At 67.2% G+C, this 17810-nt stretch carries 13 protein-coding genes; 7 read left to right on the top strand and 6 right to left on the bottom strand.

Features of this window, described 5'->3' with window-relative positions; all coding sequences use genetic code 11:
- The first annotated feature begins 8 nt into the window (after positions 1–8).
- The 4 genes from L8H00_RS13130 to L8H00_RS18880 all read left to right on the top strand — a co-directional run bounded on the left by L8H00_RS13130 (position 9) and on the right by L8H00_RS18880 (position 2775).
- Positions 9–794 (top strand): MBL fold metallo-hydrolase, encoded by a 786-nt coding sequence (locus L8H00_RS13130; protein ID WP_242097751.1) that lies wholly within the window; start codon positions 9–11, stop codon positions 792–794.
- Positions 795–830: 36 nt separating this feature from the next.
- Positions 831–1322 carry a nuclear transport factor 2 family protein gene (locus L8H00_RS13125; protein WP_242097750.1) on the top strand — a complete coding sequence of 164 codons (492 nt, stop codon included), beginning with the start codon at positions 831–833 and terminating at the stop codon, positions 1320–1322.
- Positions 1323–1421: 99 nt separating this feature from the next.
- Positions 1422–2342 (top strand): alpha/beta fold hydrolase, encoded by a 921-nt coding sequence (locus L8H00_RS13120; RefSeq protein WP_242097749.1) that lies wholly within the window; start codon positions 1422–1424, stop codon positions 2340–2342.
- 298 nt (positions 2343–2640) lie between these two features.
- The gene (locus L8H00_RS18880; RefSeq protein WP_277924432.1) at positions 2641–2775 is read left to right on the top strand and encodes a hypothetical protein; all 135 of its coding nucleotides are present in this window, start codon (positions 2641–2643) and stop codon (positions 2773–2775) included.
- A 98-nt stretch (positions 2776–2873) separates the two neighbouring features.
- Here L8H00_RS18880 and L8H00_RS13115 read toward each other — a convergent pair whose 3' ends face one another.
- The 4 genes from L8H00_RS13115 to L8H00_RS13100 all read right to left on the bottom strand — a co-directional run bounded on the left by L8H00_RS13115 (position 2874) and on the right by L8H00_RS13100 (position 9420).
- Positions 2874–4835: a serine hydrolase domain-containing protein gene (locus L8H00_RS13115; protein ID WP_242097748.1), complete on the bottom strand. Its 1962-nt coding sequence runs from the start codon at positions 4833–4835 to the stop codon at positions 2874–2876.
- A 36-nt stretch (positions 4836–4871) separates the two neighbouring features.
- Positions 4872–5924, bottom strand: coding sequence for a DUF1611 domain-containing protein (locus L8H00_RS13110; protein ID WP_242097747.1), 1053 nt, complete (start codon positions 5922–5924; stop codon positions 4872–4874).
- Positions 5925–5940: 16 nt separating this feature from the next.
- Positions 5941–8043, bottom strand: coding sequence for a prolyl oligopeptidase family serine peptidase (locus L8H00_RS13105; RefSeq protein WP_242097746.1), 2103 nt, complete (start codon positions 8041–8043; stop codon positions 5941–5943).
- A gap of 93 nt (positions 8044–8136) precedes the next feature.
- The gene (locus tag L8H00_RS13100) at positions 8137–9420 is read right to left on the bottom strand and encodes a dipeptidase (protein WP_242097745.1); all 1284 of its coding nucleotides are present in this window, start codon (positions 9418–9420) and stop codon (positions 8137–8139) included.
- Between the two features lie 87 nt (positions 9421–9507).
- Between L8H00_RS13100 and dgcN the strand changes: the two genes are divergently transcribed.
- Positions 9508–10518 carry an N-acetyltransferase DgcN gene (gene dgcN / locus L8H00_RS13095; protein ID WP_242097744.1) on the top strand — a complete coding sequence of 337 codons (1011 nt, stop codon included), beginning with the start codon at positions 9508–9510 and terminating at the stop codon, positions 10516–10518.
- Between the two features lie 143 nt (positions 10519–10661).
- Entirely contained in the window at positions 10662–11744 is a 1083-nt protein-coding gene (gene alr / locus L8H00_RS13090; protein WP_242097743.1) for an alanine racemase, read from the top strand.
- Between the two features lie 241 nt (positions 11745–11985).
- Here alr and L8H00_RS13085 read toward each other — a convergent pair whose 3' ends face one another.
- A complete protein-coding gene (locus tag L8H00_RS13085) occupies positions 11986–13689 on the bottom strand; it encodes a gamma-glutamyltransferase family protein (RefSeq protein ID WP_242097742.1) in 1704 nt (567 codons plus the stop codon).
- Between the two features lie 284 nt (positions 13690–13973).
- Between L8H00_RS13085 and L8H00_RS13080 the strand changes: the two genes are divergently transcribed.
- Positions 13974–15746 (top strand): CocE/NonD family hydrolase, encoded by a 1773-nt coding sequence (locus L8H00_RS13080; RefSeq protein WP_242097741.1) that lies wholly within the window; start codon positions 13974–13976, stop codon positions 15744–15746.
- A 66-nt stretch (positions 15747–15812) separates the two neighbouring features.
- On the opposite strand, the gene L8H00_RS13075 is transcribed toward L8H00_RS13080, so the two are convergent.
- Positions 15813–17690, bottom strand: a complete 1878-nt coding sequence (locus tag L8H00_RS13075; protein ID WP_242097740.1) for a CocE/NonD family hydrolase — start codon at positions 17688–17690, stop codon at positions 15813–15815.
- Between the last annotated feature and the right edge of the window lie 120 nt (positions 17691–17810).

Genomic DNA, 17810 nt, shown 5'->3' with positions numbered 1-17810 from the left:
GAACGACCATGCGCATCAGACGGCTCGGCTGGTCCGGCATCGAGATCGAGTGCGGCGATGACACGCTGCTGATCGACTATATCCTCGACACATCCGAACTGCCGCTACGCGACGACCGGCAGCCGTTTCCGCGCGCCGCCGAGCCGGCGCGCGCGGTGGCGGGGCTGCTGACGCACCTCCATGCCGATCACGCCGACCCGGTCGCGCTCGACGGTGCCCTGCGCGAGGGAGCGCCGGTGTTCCGGCCCGCGCCCGCGGCCGGCGCGGGGCCTGACCTGGAACTCACCGCCCATGCCGAGCGGGCATTCGGCACCGTGTCGCTGGACGTCCGCGTCGTGGACGCCTGGACCAGCCACCAAGCGGAGCCCTTCACGCTCCACGCCGTACCCGCAGTCGACGGCTTCGGCGATCCGCAGGTGAGCTGGATCGTCGAGGCGGACGGGCAGCGCATCATCCATGCCGGCGATACGCTGTTCCACAGCTATTGGTGGCGCATCGCGACGGCGTTCGGGCCGTTCGACCATGCCTTCCTGCCGATCAACGGCGCGCTGGTCGACTTCCCGTTCCTGCAGCCGCCTCGAGAGCAGGAGGCGGTGATGACGCCGGAAGAGGCGGTCAAGGCGGCGCGGATGCTCGGCGCGCGGGCGGTCACGCCGATCCACTACGGCGCGCTGCATCGGCCGCCGGGCTATATCGAGACCGACGATCCCGTGGGCAGGCTGCGCACCGCCGGCGCTGGGTCCGGCGTCTACATCCGGATCTGCGAGCCCGGCGATTGGGTGGAACTCGGCTGACATTCCTCTCGCGGACGCGAAGCAAGGAGTACTTTCATGCGAACGACCAGAACCTTCGCCAGCGCTGGAAAGCGATGGGCCATCGTCGCCGGAGCGCTCGCCTCGTGCGGGCTGGCGACGGGCGCCACCGAGGCGAGCCGAGCCGCCGAGGGCGCGACCGAGGCGAACAAGCGCGTCGTCCTCGCCTTCTACGAAGCGGGTCTGAACCGGAAGGACTATGCCGGGGCTTCCCGTTTCCTCGGCGAGCGATACCTCCAGCACAACCCGACAGCGGACGACGGCAGGGAAGGCTTCGCCAAGTTCGTTCGCTTTCTCCGTGCCAACTACCCGGACGCGCGCAGCACCGTTCGGCAGACCTTCGCCGATGGCGACTTCGTCATCCTCCATGTGCTCGAGAGACTGCACCCGAGTGATCGCGGGAACGCGATCGTGGATATCTTCCGGTTGGAGCAGGGCAAGATCGTCGAACACTGGGATGTGAAGCAGCCCATCCCCGACCAGGCCGCTAACGGCAACGGTATGTTTTGAAGAGGAAACCAAGCCATGAACACCAATGACAACGCTCCCGCCCGCCAGTCCGCGCGGGCAAGATGCCGCCACCTGGCGAGCGCGATCGTCGCGACCACGATGGGGATCGCAGCGGCGACAAGCCCGTCCGCCGCCATCGCGCAGGAACGCTCCGCGCCGTCGGCCGATGTGCGGTACAAGACGGTCACGGTCGATGGCATCAACATCTTTTATCGCGAGGCGGGCGACCCCGCCAAGCCGACCATCCTGTTGCTGCACGGCTTTCCGGCATCGTCGCACGAGTTCCGCACGCTGATCCCGCTGCTCAGTTCGCGCTTCCACCTCGTCGCGCCTGATTACCCCGGCTTCGGTTTCAGCGACGCACCGAGCGAAGCCCGCTTTGCGCCGACCTTCGCCAATCTCACGAACGTGATGGACCGCTTCGTCCAGGCCGTCGGGCTGACCAGGTTCACCATCTACATGCAAGACTTCGGCGGCCCCGTCGGCTTCCGTCTGGCGATGGCGCACCCGGACATGGTCGACGGGCTCATCATCCAGAACGCCAACGCCTATGAAGTCGGCATCGCCCCCGATGTCCTGAAAGACATGCGCACGCGCGCCGGGGGTCCGCTGAACGCCAAGGCGTCCGCTGCCCTGGAGGGGATGCTCTCGCCCGGGGGCACGAAGTTCCAGTATCTGACCGGCGTCCGCGATTTGGCGAACGTCGATCCGACGAGCTACCGCCTCGACAGCTTCGTCCAGGCCCTTCCCCAGCAGCACCGCATCCAGCGCGCGCTGATCGTCGACTATTACGACAATGTTCGTCAGTATCCGGCATGGCACGCATACCTGAAGGCGCGTCAGCCCAAGACGCTGATTCTCTGGGGCAAGAACGACCCAATCTTTCTGCCGGCCGGAGCCGACGCCTATAGTGCCGACCTGCCCAAGGCAGAAGTCCATCTGCTGAACACCGGGCATTTTGCGCTCGAGGAGGATGCAGAGGTTGCGGCCAAACACATCTTGCGCACGTTTGGCGAATAGTCTCGACGCCCTCGGTATCGCGGAGCGCGCGGAGTCCGGTTCGACCGGTGGCTCTGGAACGCGGTCATCTCGTCGGTGCCGTACGGCACCTCCGCTTTACCAGAATCGAGGTGCTGGACGATCTGCTCGCCCAGCGATCTGACTGGCGTTCTTATCCGGAGTGAGGTGGAGAAACCTCGCAAACGGTGCAGAGCGCCTCGCATCGCCTGAACCGACAGCAGGCCTTACCGTACGTTTTTGGGCCTTCTCTCACCGCTCCCGCTTCTGGCCGATATGTCGCTCGAGCGGGGCCACATGCATGGTGCTCTACGCGCTGCGCTCGTTCTGGCGATGGCAGACGCAGGGCAGCTATCGCCCCCGGTTCAATGTGCTGCTGAACTGGAACCACCTCGACGCGGGTGCGGCGGGGCCGAAAGCGCCCTCGGATGAATAGCGGCCGGTTCGTCTTTCCGCCTCAAGCCGGGGTCCCGCCTCCATTTTCCCGCAATGGAGGAGCGAGGCCCGGGGCGACGGCAGATACGGGAGTCCGGCTCAGCTCACCTCGGTATAGACATACTCATGCTGGCTGTCGCGGATCGTCAGGGTGCGCGCGCCGGGCGTGCCGCCGACCACCGCCTCCATCCCAATCGCGCCGGGGCCCGCCGTCACCACCGACACGCTGCCATCGGCGTTGACGCGGGTGGCGAGCGGCGAATCGATCGAGCCCGCCTTGATCCAGGTCCGACCATCCTGCTTGCGGATCGTCAGTTCGCCGATCTCCGGCTCGCGGTAGCGGGCCGCGAGGTTGGCCAGCACCGCCGGATCGCCGGGCCAGGTCAGCCGCGCCCGCCGCGCCCGGGCGGACGCCTTGGCGCGCGCCGCCGCCGCGCTCACTTCCGCCGCCGCCTCGGGCTGGCCGTCATACACCACCTCCAGCAGGCGGCGCAGGAACGGGGCCGTCAGCGCGGCACCGTCATCGGCGTTGGTTAGCAGCACCGCGCCAATCCCCGCGTCGGGGAGCACATAGAAATTGCTGCGGTAACCCTGCAACGTGCCGCCGTGATCGACCACGTTCACGCCCCAATCGGTCTCGTTGAACAGGCCCATGCCGTAATATTTGTCCTCGCCGACCAGCACGCCGGGCTTGCGCCGTTCGAGGATATTCTCTTCCGACACGATCCGCTTCCCCTCGGGGAGCATCCCCTTGCCCAGCTCGAGCTGGACGTAGCGCGCCATGTCCGCCGCGCTCGACCAGGCGCCGCCTGCGGGGCGATAAGGGCGGATTGTGTCGTTGAAGCTGTTCGCCAGTTCCACCACGCGGCCATCCACGTCGCGCCCATAGGGGCGCGCCCAGTCGCCGGTCATCGCGTTGGCGTTGGTGAAGCTCGTGTCACGCATCCCCATCGGCCCGAAGATGCGCTCCTGCATCGCGCGGTCATAGGCTGCCCCGAGTTCCATGGTTGGATGGAGCAGATGCCCGCCCAGGTAGCCCGCAGCGGAGGCCATCAGGTTGTTGTATTGGAAGATCTCGCCGAATCGGCTCGTCGGCTGCGTCGCGGCGAGTTGGCGGAACGTGTCGATCGCGGGCGTGTCAGGCGAGGCGAGAATAAAGGCGAAGTCCTTGCGCGGCAGGCCGGTGCAGGCGCACACCAGATGGCGCACCAGCGTCGCGCGGGTGGTCGCGTCGTCGCCCAGCCGGAACGCGGGGTAGAGCTTCGTCACCGGCTGGTCCCAGCGCAGCTTTCCCTGGTCGGCCAGCGTCGCCAGCAGCAGCGTCGACATGCCCTTGGTGTTGGACGCGATCATGAACTTGGAATGCGCGGTGACGGGCTCGGCCGAGCCCAGCCGCTTGACGCCGACGCCACCCTGCCACACCACCTTGCCGCCATCGATCAGCGCCACGCCCGCGCCCGGCACTTCGAGCTCGCGCAAGGATTGCTCGACGAATGCGCGCATCAGCGCGACCCGCTCGGGGGTCAGCCGATGCGCGGCGCGCCCGGCGAAGTTCTCGCGCTGATAGCCCGCTGGGCGAACTGTCTGCCCGAGCAGCGAGATGGCGGCCTGCCGCTTGTCCGCCGTCCGCTGCGCGCCGTCGACGATCATCACCGTCCAGCCCGTCCCCTTGCGCATCGCCAGCGCGGACGCGACTGCCTTGGCGTTGGGCGGGGTTTCATAGGCAAACGCGACCCGCTCCTCCCAGCCGGAGCGCGGTGCTTCCGGGCTGGCGAGCCGTTGCACGGGGCTGGCCCCCGCGCGGTAGAGCGACCAAGCGCGGTCGACGGCGGCTTGCGCGGTTGCCGCCGAGCCCACTTCCACGAACGCGACGGCGAGGTCGGCTTCGGGAGCGGTGAACACCGTCGCGGGTCCGCGTGTCACCGCCGTCCAGCTTTTGGGCTGAACATAGGTGACGCCAGCCCCCGTCTTGCCGGGCATGTCCGCCGCGGCGGGCGTCTGCGCCTGCGCCATGGACGGGAGCGACACGCAGGCGAGAGTGAGAGCGATGAGCCGTTTCATAGTTCAACTCCTAAACAGGGTGGGGGAGGGGCGCGGTCATGCCAAGCAGGCGTCCACCAGCCTATCGAATGCGGGGCCTGGGCGCATCGGATCGGCTACGGGCAGACGCAGCCGCTCGCCGTCCGCCGCCATCACCCGCATCGCTTCCGCTTCGTTTAGCGCGCCGGTGTTGTACGATACTCCGCCGCAACGGATCTGCGGATTGGTGCGGCGGCCGAGCAGCAGCGTCAGCTCGATCACCTCTTCCACCGTCGGCACCGCATAGCCGGGCATTCCCAGCATTTCGCGACGCCCCGGCTCGTGACACACCACGAACACATCGGGTTGGCTGCCGTGCAGCAATCCCAGGGAAACCGCGGCATAGGCGGGGTGCATCAGCGATCCCTGACCCTCGATCACGTCCCAATGATCGGGCGCGGCGTTGGGGGACAGCATCTCTGCCGCGCCGGCCTCGAAGTCGGAGACGACCGCGTCCATCGGAATGCCGCCGCCCGCGATCATGATCCCGGTCTGCCCGGTGGCGCGGAAGTGGACGTCCACATCGCGCGCGGCGAAGGCGTTAGCCAACGCGAGCGCGGTGTACTTCTTGCCCAGCGCGCAATCCGTGCCGACGGTGAGCAGCCGCCTGCCGGTGCGCTTGCGCCCGGTGGCGACGGGTATGCCGACGGGCGGCACGCGAACGTCGATCAGTCGTCGACCGAGTCGCGCCGCCGTATCAGCTAGGCCGGGCACTTCGGCGAGGCGCACATGCATCCCGCTGACCAGGTCAAGTCCAGCCTCCAACGCCTCCACCAGCGTCGCGCGCCAGGTCGGCGGAATGAAGCCGCCGGAGTTGGCCACCGCAATAACCAGCGCGCGCGCGCCCTTGGAGGCCGCCTCGGCGGGTATCATACGGGGCAGGCCCGTGGCGACCGAATCGGGCGCGCACGCCGCCTCGCCGACGCATCTGTCGCCCGCCCAGTCGCGCAAGCCGAACGCGGTCTTGGCATAGCCGGGCTCGGTGACGTCGCCTACGAATAATATGTACGGGGTTGGCAGCGCGGCCGCGCCGACAGGCGCGCCGACGCCGACCTGCTTCGAATCGATCATCTCGGCTCCTTACTGCTTATTGCCCAGATCGACGCGCGGGCGCGTTCAGATGTTTATCGAGATAGTCGTCGGTGGCGTGGAACAGCGTCAGCCAGGAGGAATACCGGTTGAGGTCGTGAACCTCGTTCGGGATCACGATCGTCTGATACTCGACCCCATGCGCGCGCAGATCCTGAACAAGCTGCGTCGATTGCGAGAAAGCCACGTTGCGGTCGTCGTCGGCGTGGACGACCAGCACCGGTGATCGCCACCGGTCGACCGTGGCGATCGGCGACGACGCGCGGGCGCGCTTGACCGCATCGCGGTCCGACAGCGCCGCGCCATACTGCTCGAGCAGGCCACCCCAGTCGTAGACGCCCGCGTAGTCGACGCCGACTGCGACCTGATCCGACGCCCGCGCCAGCGCCAGCGCGGTCATCAACCCGCCATAGCTGCCGCCCCAGACGCCGATCCGCTTCGCGTCCACATCCGAACGGTTCCGCAGATAGGTCAGCGCGCCGAAGATGTCGTTGACCTCGCTGCCGCCGCCAGCGCCGAAGTCGTTCGCCTCGCGATAGTTCAGCCCATAGCCGATGCCGCCGCGGTAGTTGACCGAGAGCACGACGTAGCCCTTCGACGCCAGATACTCGTTGAAGCCGTACGCGCCGCTGTAGAACTCCATGTAATGGAACCCGGCCAGCATCTGCCGGGGCGGACCGCCATGAAAGAAAATCACGGTCGGGTGCCGGCCCGATGCGTTGCGCGGCAGGAACAGCTGGCCATGGACGAGCTGCCCGTCCTTGGCGGGGAAGCTGACCGACTCCGGAGTGGCGAGCTGTGTCGTCGGAAACGTCGTCGGTACCGCTGCCGGCGCGAGCGGCAGCCACGCGTCACGACGGAACACGACCGGGGCGAGCTGCCGCGTTCCGGTGCCGCGCAGCGCGAACACCGTGCCGTCGGCCGCGATCTCCGGGAACGCCTCGACCCCGTCCGTGCTGGCGAGGCGTGTGGGCGCGCCGCGTACCGGGTCGACCGTCCAAAGGTGCAGGCGGTCGACGTCGTCCTGATTGCTGGCGAACACGATGCGCCGACGATCGGGAGCGATCGCCAGGTACGCCGTCTCGAACGCGCCGGACGCGAGCGGGCGCGTGGCTCCGCCGGAAGCGGCGACCGCATAGGGCAGCAGCCAACCGGTCTTCTCCCACGGAAACACGAGCTGGCCGCCCGCAGTCCACAGCAGGCTGTTCTCCGACAAGGTCGGATGCCAAACACTGCCCGTGCCGTGATCGGCGCTCCACACTTGGCGGCCCTCGCCCGTGCTCGCGTCCGCAACCCAGATCGACCACGGAGTCGTGGCGACGCGGTGGCTGGTGAACGGGCTGGGCTTGTCTGTCGCCGCGCGGACGAACGCGACGTGCGATCCGTCGGGCGAGAAGACCGGGTTGGAATCGAGGTCGAAGCTCGGTGCCAGCCAGGTGATCGTTTTCGCGGTGCGATCATACAGGCCGACGAGCGAATGGCCGACCCGGCGGCTGACGAACGCGATCCGGCGACCGTCGGGCGACCACGTCGCCGAGCCGACCGTGCCGAGGTCGGTCAGCAACGGGCGCGGGGCGGCCCCGACGCGCGGATCGACGGCCAGGATCTGCTTCTTATCCAGGAAGATCAGCTGGCCGCCGTCGGGCGAGAAGCTGGGCGAATGTCCGTTGCCGAGCTTGCGCGGCTCCCCGCCGGCGGCGGCGACGATCCATATCGCGCGACCGAGCGGCCCTTCTGGAGCATCGGCGACGTTGGCCGGGATGTCGCTTTCGAGCGTCTGGCCGCGCGTAAACGCGATGCTTCCCGCGTCGGGAGACCATGCGAGGTCGCCGATGTCGTTGCCGTCGTCCTGCGTGAACGCGGTGATCGCCCGCGCGTGGATGGCGTTCGTGGCGTCGGCCACCCAGACGTTACGCACGCCGCGATCGTTGAACGTCCACGCGGCCCGTTCGCCGACCGGCGCGGCCGTCAGGCTGGTGGGGTAGGGGGCGGACAGCACCTGCTCGATCGAGAAGTCCGCGCGCGTGGGCTGCGCGACCGATGGCGCGAGCGGCAGCAGCATGGCGGCGATCATAGCACCTGCCCAACGATGACGCAGCATGGCTCCGCTCCCTTCCACCCCAGTGTCTCGATCCGGCAGTTATGGCCCAATCGGAAACTTGGTCAACGCCCGATATCGCGCAACCGCCGATGCTCAGGACGAGTGCGGCAAGACCGGCGGGACCACGTCCGTGCGGGGCAGTTCGCCCCGCATCGAGGCCGCAACCTGCTCGGCCCGCGCCATCACGCGCAGCACGTTCTCGCCGGCGAGCTTGCGGCAGTCCGCGTCGCTCCAGCCCCGCCGCATCAGTTCGGCCAGCAACGCGGGATAGGTGGACACGTCCTCCAGCCCCTCGGGCAGCTGCCCGCCGACGCCGTCGAAATCCGAGCCGATGCCGACATGGTCCACGCCCGCGACCTTGGCGACATACTCGATGTGATCGGCGACTTGGGCCAGCGTGACGCGCGGCATCGGGTGCTGGCGCTTCCATTCGGTGATCGCGGCGGCGGCCTTGTCCGGCTGGCCGATTAGGAGGCCGCCGAGCGGTGGAGCGTTGAGCCGGGTCTGCTCGGCGGCTAGATCTGCCGACCAGCGGCGGTATGCGTCCGAGACATAGGGCGGCGCATAGTTGACCATCACCACCCCGCCGTTCTCCGTCACGAGCCGCAGCACGTCGTCGGGCACGTTGCGCGGGTGGTCGACGAGCGCCCGCGCGCTTGAATGCGAGAAGACCACCGGCGCCCGGGACACCCGGATCGCGGCGCGCATCGTCGCCTCGCTGACGTGCGCCAGATCGACCAGCATTCCAAGTCGGTTCAGTTCAAGCACCACCGCCTCGCCGAACGGGGTCAACCCGTTATGCTGAGGGTTGTCGGTCGCCGAGTCGGCCCATTCGATCGTGCGCGCATGAGTCAGCGTCAGATAGCCCGCGCCGAGCTCGTGATAGGCGCGAAGCACCGACAGGCTGTTGTCGATCTGACCGCCGCCCTCGACCCCGATCAGCGAGGCGATCTTGCCCGCGCGATGGATGCGGCGGACATCGGCGGCGGTGCGCGCCATCTCGAACACGTCCGGGTATCGCGCCGCGGTGACGCGGACGAGATCGATCTGCTCGAGCGTCTGCTTGATCTGCTCGAGCCCGGGCAGGTCGGGGGACACGTAGACCGACCAGAATTGCCCTCCGACGCCGCCGCGGCGCAACCGGGCGATGTCGGTGTTATAGGAGCCGGGCCTGCCGTCGAGCTCGCGGAGGTCGGCGGTCCATCGGCGTCCACCTTCGTGCCCGCGCAGCGCCTCCGCCCAGTCGTTGTGCCCGTCGATCAGCGGGGTCGCTTTCAGCACGCGCTCCACGCGCGCGCCATAGTCCGGGGCCGCGCTTGCGGGTGCGGCGAACATCATCAGCAAGGATGCGAGCGCGCCCGTGGTGCGGATCGTCATGGAAACCCCCTCCGGCGTAACGCCACTATGCTCATCCCGATCGGAAGGCTATTGGCTTATCCGGGACGGGTCAACGAGCGAGGCGGTGTGATCGAAGCTCCTTATCTTTTGTACCTGGGTGAGGCGACCGATCCGTTGTCGGCGAAGACCGGGCGCGGGATCGCGCACTGGCGGCCGCAGCTCGCGCTCGGGCAAATGCGAAGCAGCCCGGCAACGGTGTCGCTCGGCTTTCCCGAGCTGTCGTTCGCCGAAGCGGTCGCGCGGGGCACGCGCACCTTGGTGATCGGCGTCGCCAATGCCGGCGGCGTGATGAGCGGGCGCATGGTCGACGACATCGTCGCCGCGCTCGAAGCGGGGCTCGATGTTGCAAGCGGGCTGCACCAGCGCCTTGCCGCACAGCCGCGCATCGCGTCCGCCGCGGCCGCGCGTGACCGGCGGCTGTGGGACGTGCGCGAGCCGCCCGCCAATCTGCCGGTCGGCACGGGGGCGAGGCGCGTGGGAAAGCGGCTGCTCACCGTCGGCACCGATTGCGCGGTGGGCAAGATGTACACCGCGCTGAGCCTCGAGCGCGAGTTGCGCGGGCGCGGGCTGGCGGCCGACTTCCGCGCCACGGGGCAGACCGGGATCCTGATCGCGGGGGAGGGGATGCCGGTCGACGCAGTGGTCGCCGATTTTATCTCTGGCGCGGTCGAGCGGCTGTCACCCGCGCGCGACGACGGGGGATGGGACCTGATCGAGGGGCAGGGGTCGCTGTTTCATCCCGGGTTCGCGGGCGTGTCGCTCGGCCTTCTCCATGGCGCGCAGCCGGACGCGCTGGTGCTCTGCCACGAGGCGGGGCGAACGCGTATGCGCCATGCGCCCGGCTTCCCGGTGCCCGATCTTGCGCGATGTCTGGAGCGCAATCTGGAGGCGGCGTGGCTGACCAGCCCGGGCGCGGTCGCGGTCGGCGTGGCGCTCAACACGTCCGCGCTTGACCGCGACAGCGCACGACGCGCGTGCGACGATGTGGAGGCCGCGCTTGGTCTGCCGTGCCAGGATCCGGTGGTCGACGGCATGGGGCGGGTCGTCGAGCGATTGCTGGAAGCGGTTCAGCGCTGAGATGTCGGGCGGAGGCGTTGGACATCAGGTGACCTCGGACGCGCTCGATTTGCTTTCTGAGGCTGGGTGCCGTTGGATTGCACGGCGGAGTTCGCGCGTGACGGAATCGCGGGGTTGCCGGGCTCCTGACGGGAAGGCTGGCCATGTTCGCAAATGACGCAATCCTCACGACCGAGCTTGCCCGCGGGACGGCGCTTCGCCTTCGGCTCGATGCGCATGCTCTTTGCGCGAACTGGTCGACGCTGGCCAGGATGAGCGGGCGTGCGGCGTGCGGTGCCGCGGTGAAGGCAAACGGATATGGGCTCGGGTCGTTGCAGGTCATCGGCCATCTGCTCGCTGCCGGCTGCCGCGACTTCTTCGTGACGACATGGGCGGAGGCCGCTCATGTCGATCACCTGATCCGGGGCTCGGGCGCGTCGCTCTCCGTTCTACATGGCGTCCGCGCGGAGGATCTCCCCTCGGCGCGCGAGATCGAGGCTCGACCGGTGCTCAACACCGCCGCCCAAATCATGCGCTGGCGCGAGGTCGGCGGCGGAGCATGCGACGTCATGGTCGATACGGGCTTTAACCGCCTCGGAGTCTCGCGTGAGCAAGTCGCCGATGGGCTGCTCGACGGACTCGCGGTGGAGACGCTGATGAGCCATCTGATCGCAGCCGACGAGGACTCGGCTCACAACGAGCGGCAGCGTCTTGAACTTGTCGAGCTCGCCAGCCGAGTAGCGGCGAAGCGGATGAGCCTTGCGAACTCGGCCGGGATCGCGTTGGGGGAGGCATATCGCTTCGACCTCACGCGACCTGGCATTGCCCTTTATGGTGGCGTGCCGCGGCCTGAGTTCGACGACCTGATCAAACCGGTGGTATCGCTACAGGCCGAGGTGCTGCAACGCAGACGGGTATCGGTCGGATCGTCGGTAGGGTATAACGCGATTTGGGTCGCGACCGCCCCAACGGAGATCGCGATTCTGAACATCGGTTACGCGGACGGGTACCCACGCTCCCTTTCTGGGCGCGGGATCGCAAGGCTTGATGGCGTCGACCTGCCAGTGATCGGTCGCGTGTCGATGGATCTCCTGGCTGTCGACGTCTCGGCAGCTCCCGACGTCCATGAAGGAGACTGGCTGGCGCTGGCATTCTCGTTGCCGGTCGTGAGCCGGTTATCAGACAGGTCCCAGTACGAGCTGCTCACATCGCTCGGCGACCGCTTCACCCGGGTCTGGGTGGATTAGAATGGGAAGCAAGCCGATCAGCTCGTTCGCAGGGTTCCTCGGCGGCCCGTGATCGTTGGATAGCTTGTTCGGGCGCGGGACGAGGTCGCGTCGGCTAGGTGCTCTGCAGATGTTTCGAGAAACGGCTGCGGCGCATGCCCGACGTGCCATGAGCATTCTTAACCGCTGTCGCTCCGACACCGACCCGCGGATCAGATTCTAATCCAAAGAACAGGAAACTGAGGCGGATGAGCTTGGACGCCTATCGCACGGGAGGCTGCTCGGGGATTGCCTCGCCATCGGCGCGCGGGTCGGTTGCGCCATAGTGGACGGCGAAGCCGTCGCGCGTCTCCACCGCATTGCCGCGGCCCATTGCCTGATAATAGCGCGGCCAGACCTTAATGTCGTGGCCTTGCGTACGTAGGCCGGTGACGACATCGGCGGCAATGCCGTTCTCCATCCAGACGTCGCAGCCGTCGAAGCCGAGTTTGGTGAACCGCGCCGCTTCCAGCGCGGCTTGGATGTTCATGCCGAAATCAGCGACGTTGGAGACGAACTGGGCGTGCGCCTGCGCCTGGTTGAAGCCGCCCATGATCCCGAACGCGATATGGTGCCCATCCTTCTCCATGAACCCAGGAATGATGGTGTGGAGCGGCCGGGTGCGCGGGCGCAGCGTGTTGGGATGACCGGGTTCCAGCGTGAAACCGAGCCCGCGATTGTGCAGCGGAAAGCCGGTGCCGTCGGCTACCAGCCCGCCGCCGAAGCCGCCCGAGTTGCTCTGGATCAGCGACACCTCGTTGCCGTCGCGATCGACCAACGAGAGATAGGTCGTGTCGCTTGATTGATGCTCGAGCGCCTGGTGCAGGTCCGAGGGCAGCACCCGGCATGATGCGCGCGGGCCGATGAGCGCGGCGCGCTGCCGCGCCAGCACCTTGGAGATCAACGCCGCCGTCGGGATCGGCGCGACGCGCGGATCACCGATATAGTGCTGTAGGTCGGCATAGGCGAGTTTCTTGGCCTCGATCTCTACATGCAGCGCCTCGCGGCTGTTGTGGCCCCAGCGCGCGATCGGAAAGTTTTCCATGATGTTGAGCATCGACAGCGCGGCGATGCCTTGGCCGTTCGGCGGTAACTCGTAGACCTTCCAGCGGTGATAAGTGGTGCTGACCGGCACCACCCATTCGGGCCGGAAGCTCGTCAGATCGTCGGCCACCATGAAACCGCCCAGCCGTCGCTCGAGGGCGAGGATCGCGTCGGCGGTCGGCCCGCGGTAGAAGCCGTCGCGCCCGCGCTCGCCGACCCGGCGGAGCGAGCGCGCGAGATCGGGATTGCGGAACAGGTCCCCTGCCGCGGGTGCCCGGCCACCGGGCAGGAAAGTCCGTGCGAAGGCGGGATCGCCGGCGTGCGGCAGCCCGTACAGCGCCCAGTTCTCCGCGTTCGTCTCCGCCACGCCGATCCCCCGTTCGGCCAGCGCGATCGCCGGCGACAGGTCGTCCGCCAGCGACAGCTTCCCCCAGCGTTTCGACAGCGCATCCCAGCCGGCGACGGTGCCGGGCACCGTCACCTGGTCGATCGGACGCAGCCGTGTGATGCCTTTGGCGCTGAGTGTCTCGGCGCTGAGCGCGGCAGGCGCCCAGCCGCTCGCGTTCAGGCCATATAGCTGCTTGGTCCTGGCGATGTAGACGATCGCGAACAGGTCACCGCCGATGCCGTTCACCATCGGCTCGGCCACGCCCAGCGCGGCATTGGCGGCGATCGCCGCATCGACCGCGTTGCCGCCCCGCTCGAGTACCGCGACGCCTGCCTGCGAGGCCGCCGCCTGGCTGGTCGCGACGATGCCGTACGGCGTCATCGCCATCGATCGCGATTGTTCGCGCGCCGGCTCGGTGGTGCCCGACGCGATCGTCGCCGCCAACCCAGACAGCCCGATCAATCTCCGCACCAGCGGCGCCGCCAAGTTTAGCATGAGCGTCACCCTGCCACCTATGATGATCTTCTGCCGCAGCACTCGGACCGCGTCCGGTCCTGGCACCGCGCCAACTTGCCGTTCTCGGCTGGATGTTGCAATTACTGTCCTGGTTCCACGAGGGGAATTCCATGAAGAAATTGCGGTTGCTAGGGGCGGCGGCAGTCTTGATCGGACCGGTCCTGTTCGTTCCCACCACGTTCGCCCACGGGTTAGCGGCGGCGCGGGCGCCACGGCAGGCAGCGGCCAGCACGGCGAAGCCGATCTTTACTTACCAAGAGGTTATGGTGCCGATGCGTGACGGCGTCCGGCTCCAGACGGTGATCCTGACCCCGACCGACGCGCACGGGCCGCTGCCGATCCTGCTCCGTCGAACCCCCTACGGCGTCCCCGACAAGCCTTATGCGGCGATGCCGGAAGCGTTGCAGGCGCTGGCCGCCGACGGCTACATCTTCGTGATCCAGAACATCCGCGGCCGCTTTAAGTCGGAAGGCAGCTTCAGTCTGTCGGGCGATTTCCACGTCGATCCGGGCAAGGGCACGATCGAGACACGCGACGCCTATGACACGGTCGGCTGGCTGGTGAAGAACGTCCCCGGCAACAATGGTCGGGTCGGCATGTTCGGTGTGTCCTACGACGGCTACACCGCGGCCGCGACGCTGCTCGGGCCCCACCCGGCGCTCAAGGCGGTCAGTGAGCAGGCGTCTCCCGCCGACTGGTTCATGAACGACGATTATCACCGCTTCGGCGCTCTGCGCCTCAGTTATGCGATGGAATATGCCGTCCTCGAAGAGGCAAGCAAGACCGCCAACACTCATTTCGCGTTCGACACGTGGGACACGTATGAATGGTATCTGGCCAAGGGTCCCGTCGCGAACATCAACGATCAGGTCCTGCACGGCAGTATCCCGTTCTGGAACCAGACCGTCGCGCATCCCGACTATGATGCGTTCTGGCAAGGCCAGTCATGGGCGAAGATGATCCACGGCTCGACGGTGCCCAATCTCAACGTCGCCGGCTTTTGGGACCAGGAAGACCCGTGGGGTCCGTGGCAGATCTTTCGCCACGCGCAGGAGCATGACCCCGACCGCACCGACCTGATGGTCGCCGGTCCGTGGTATCACGGCGGCTGGCACGGTTCGGTCTCGACGCTGGGCGACATCGCGCTAAGCCAGGATACGAGCCTGACGTTCCGCCAGACGATCGAGGCTCCTTACTTCGCCTATTGGCTGCACGGCACCGGCACCAAGCCCGCCTGGCAGGCGACCACCTTCCAGACCGGATCGAACGTCTGGAAGCGCTATGCGTCGTGGCCGCCCACCGGGGCGAGGCCGGTCAGTCTTTATCTCCATGCCGATGGCAGGCTGGACTTCGCCGCACCGGGCGCATCGGAACGCGACGCGCACCGCGATTATGTGTCCGATCCAGCCAATCCCGTTCCCTATCGCCAGCGACCGATCTCACCGACCTATCCGCGCGGCGACTGGCGTACCTGGGAATCCGCCGACCAGCGCTTCGTCGATCACCGGCCCGACGTGCTGAGCTTCACGAGCGCACCGCTCGACCATGACCTGACGGTCAGCGGCGCGCTGTCGGCCGAGCTGTTTGCGTCGACCTCGGGCACCGACGGCGACTTCATCGTCAAGCTGATCGACATCTATCCGGACGACGCGCGCAAGCCGGAGTGGGGCGCCGCAGAGGGACCGGCGCCCGGACAGTTCGCGCACAGCCCCAACGGCTACGAGCTGCCGATCGCGATGGAGGTGCGGCGCGGGCGCTATCTCGACAGCTACGAGCATCCCGCCGCGCTCCGGCCGAACGTGCCGCGGCGGTGGGACGTGCCGCTCCGCGACCACGACCACGTTTTTCAGAAGGGCCACCGGATCATGGTGCAGATCCAGTCGACCTGGTTCCCGTTGATCGACCGCAACCCGCAGACCTTCACCCCCAGCATCTACACCGCCAAAGCGGGCGACTTCGTCAGCGCGACACAGAAAATCTATGCCTCGCCCGACCGCGCATCGCGCATTGTCCTGCCGGTCGTGGCGGGCGACTGAGTGCTCGCGCGCCGATCCTGCCCGGAGCGCCGATGCCATCGGCGCTCCGGGCAGGATCGCTCCAATTCAGCGCACCACCGGCAGCTCGATGTACGAAGCGTCGCCGCCGGCATGGTGGACGGCATTGTCCGCCACCAGGGTATCGGTCCCGCGCTCGTTGTCGCCGCCGGTGTTGAGGTTGCGCTCGAATTTCGGGAAGTCGGACGAAGTGATCTCGACGCGGATACGGTGACCGGTGCCGAAGCGGATGCTGGTGGCGATGGGCGTCGGCTTCAGCGTATAAATTTGGCCCGGTTCCATCATCCGCGGATGGTCGAAACCATCGCGATAGCGCCCGCGCAGGATCGTGTCGCCGATGATCCAAGCGGTTCCATCGGGGGCGACGTCGACCAGCTTCACCGCGAAATCGGTGTCTTTGGCCTTCGACGACACCTTCAGCACCGCATTAACGAAGCCCGACACCTCGACCGGCTTGTCGAGCGGCTCGGTCGAATAGACGAGCACGTCGCTCCGCGCCTCGACCGGTCGCTGGTCGACCGGGCCGGGCACGACCAGCCCGCCGTTGCAGCAGTCGGCGCCGCCCAATGTCTGTACCGGGTTCAGCGGATCGTAGCGGAAGCGGTCGACCTGCTCGCCGGTAGGAGGCGCCGCAGCATCTAGCCGACCGTCGCCATAAAGACTGTTCGCATGGCCACCGCTTCGCAGATAGAGCCGCATCGGCGCGGCACCCGCCGGCGGCCATTGCGCGCCGGCCTGCCACCGATTTTCGCCCATCGTGAAGTAGCGCACGTGCGGCGTGCTGTCGGGAAATGCCCGGCGATCATCCTTCAGCCAGCGATCGAAGAACGCGAAGATCGTGCCGTCGACATCGAAGCTGGTGTCGCCCATGTCGCGCTCACCCACCACGGTATGAGGGCCTAGCTTTGCATAGCCGCAATGGGTGACCGGCGCGATCACGGCATATTGATGGGCGCTGGCCTCGCGATCGGTGTTGGCGGTGCGCGCGTGATTGAAAAGCTCCAGGTTGGGACCGATCGACACGTCGTACCAGGCGTCGAACCATAGCGCCGGCACTCCCCAGCCCATATCGTCGTGATAGAGTCCGCCCTCCCGCCATGCCGGATCGGCGGGGGTGCGGTGGACGAAACGCTCGAAGGTCGCCGGCGGCTCTCCCAGGTCGGTGAGCATCGTATCGATCGGCAAATGGCGGACCTGATGCGTCCAGTCCACCTTGGGCTTGTTGCCGGCGAGATCGTTATACTGCTCGACGTGCGCGCGCATCGTCTCGTCGATCCCGGCGGGAAGCTCTGCCCGCAGCGGGTTGTCGACACCGTAGAGCCACGGAATAAACAAGGTGCGCGGCACTCCGCCGGTGTACCAGTTGCCCTGTTCCTGGAAGCGGCCGACCTTGCCGATCCCGGCGCCGGCCGACATCGGGACCATCGCCGCGTGCGCGGGGTGGTTCTGCGCGGCAAGCGCGAGCTGCCACTCCGCCGAGGACGAACAGCCCAGGGTGCCGACCTTGCCGTTCGACCAGCCCTGCTTGGCGATCCAGGTCAGCGCATCGTAGCCATCCGTCTGCGGTCGCCCGAGGATCTCGTATCGGCCTTGCGAGAAATAGCGTCCGCGCTCGTTCTGGAGTATGAAGACATAGCCGTGGTGCACCGCCTCGATCGCATAGCGCAGCGTGCTGCCGCGCATCCGGTGCTCGTTATAAGGCGTCTTCCACAGGATCGTCGGCAGCGGGCCGACAGCACCGCGCGGAGTGTAGATATCGGTCGAGAGCCCGACGCCGTCGCGCATCGGCACCAGCACCCCCTCACGCGCGGTGGCCATCCTGGCCAGCTCGGCATCGAGGGCCTCCGCCGAATAAACGGACAGGTCTTGCGCCGCGAGCGGCGAAGCGCAGGCCGTCAGCGCAAGCAAGAAGGAAACAAAGCGCATCACGGCAACATCAATGGTCCCGAAAAGGAGCTAATCGGAAGGTCTCTTATCCGCGCAATCCTTATGTACTGATCGCGCCTCTATGTCCAGCAGGCGGCGTTGTTCACCTGCACCGCCGGA

Source organism: Sphingomonas sp. CROZ-RG-20F-R02-07 (assembly GCF_022662335.1).
GTDB lineage: Bacteria > Pseudomonadota > Alphaproteobacteria > Sphingomonadales > Sphingomonadaceae > Sphingomonas.
The sequence above is the reverse complement of the archived record's forward strand: the minus strand, read 5'-3'. Positions and strand labels throughout refer to the sequence as shown.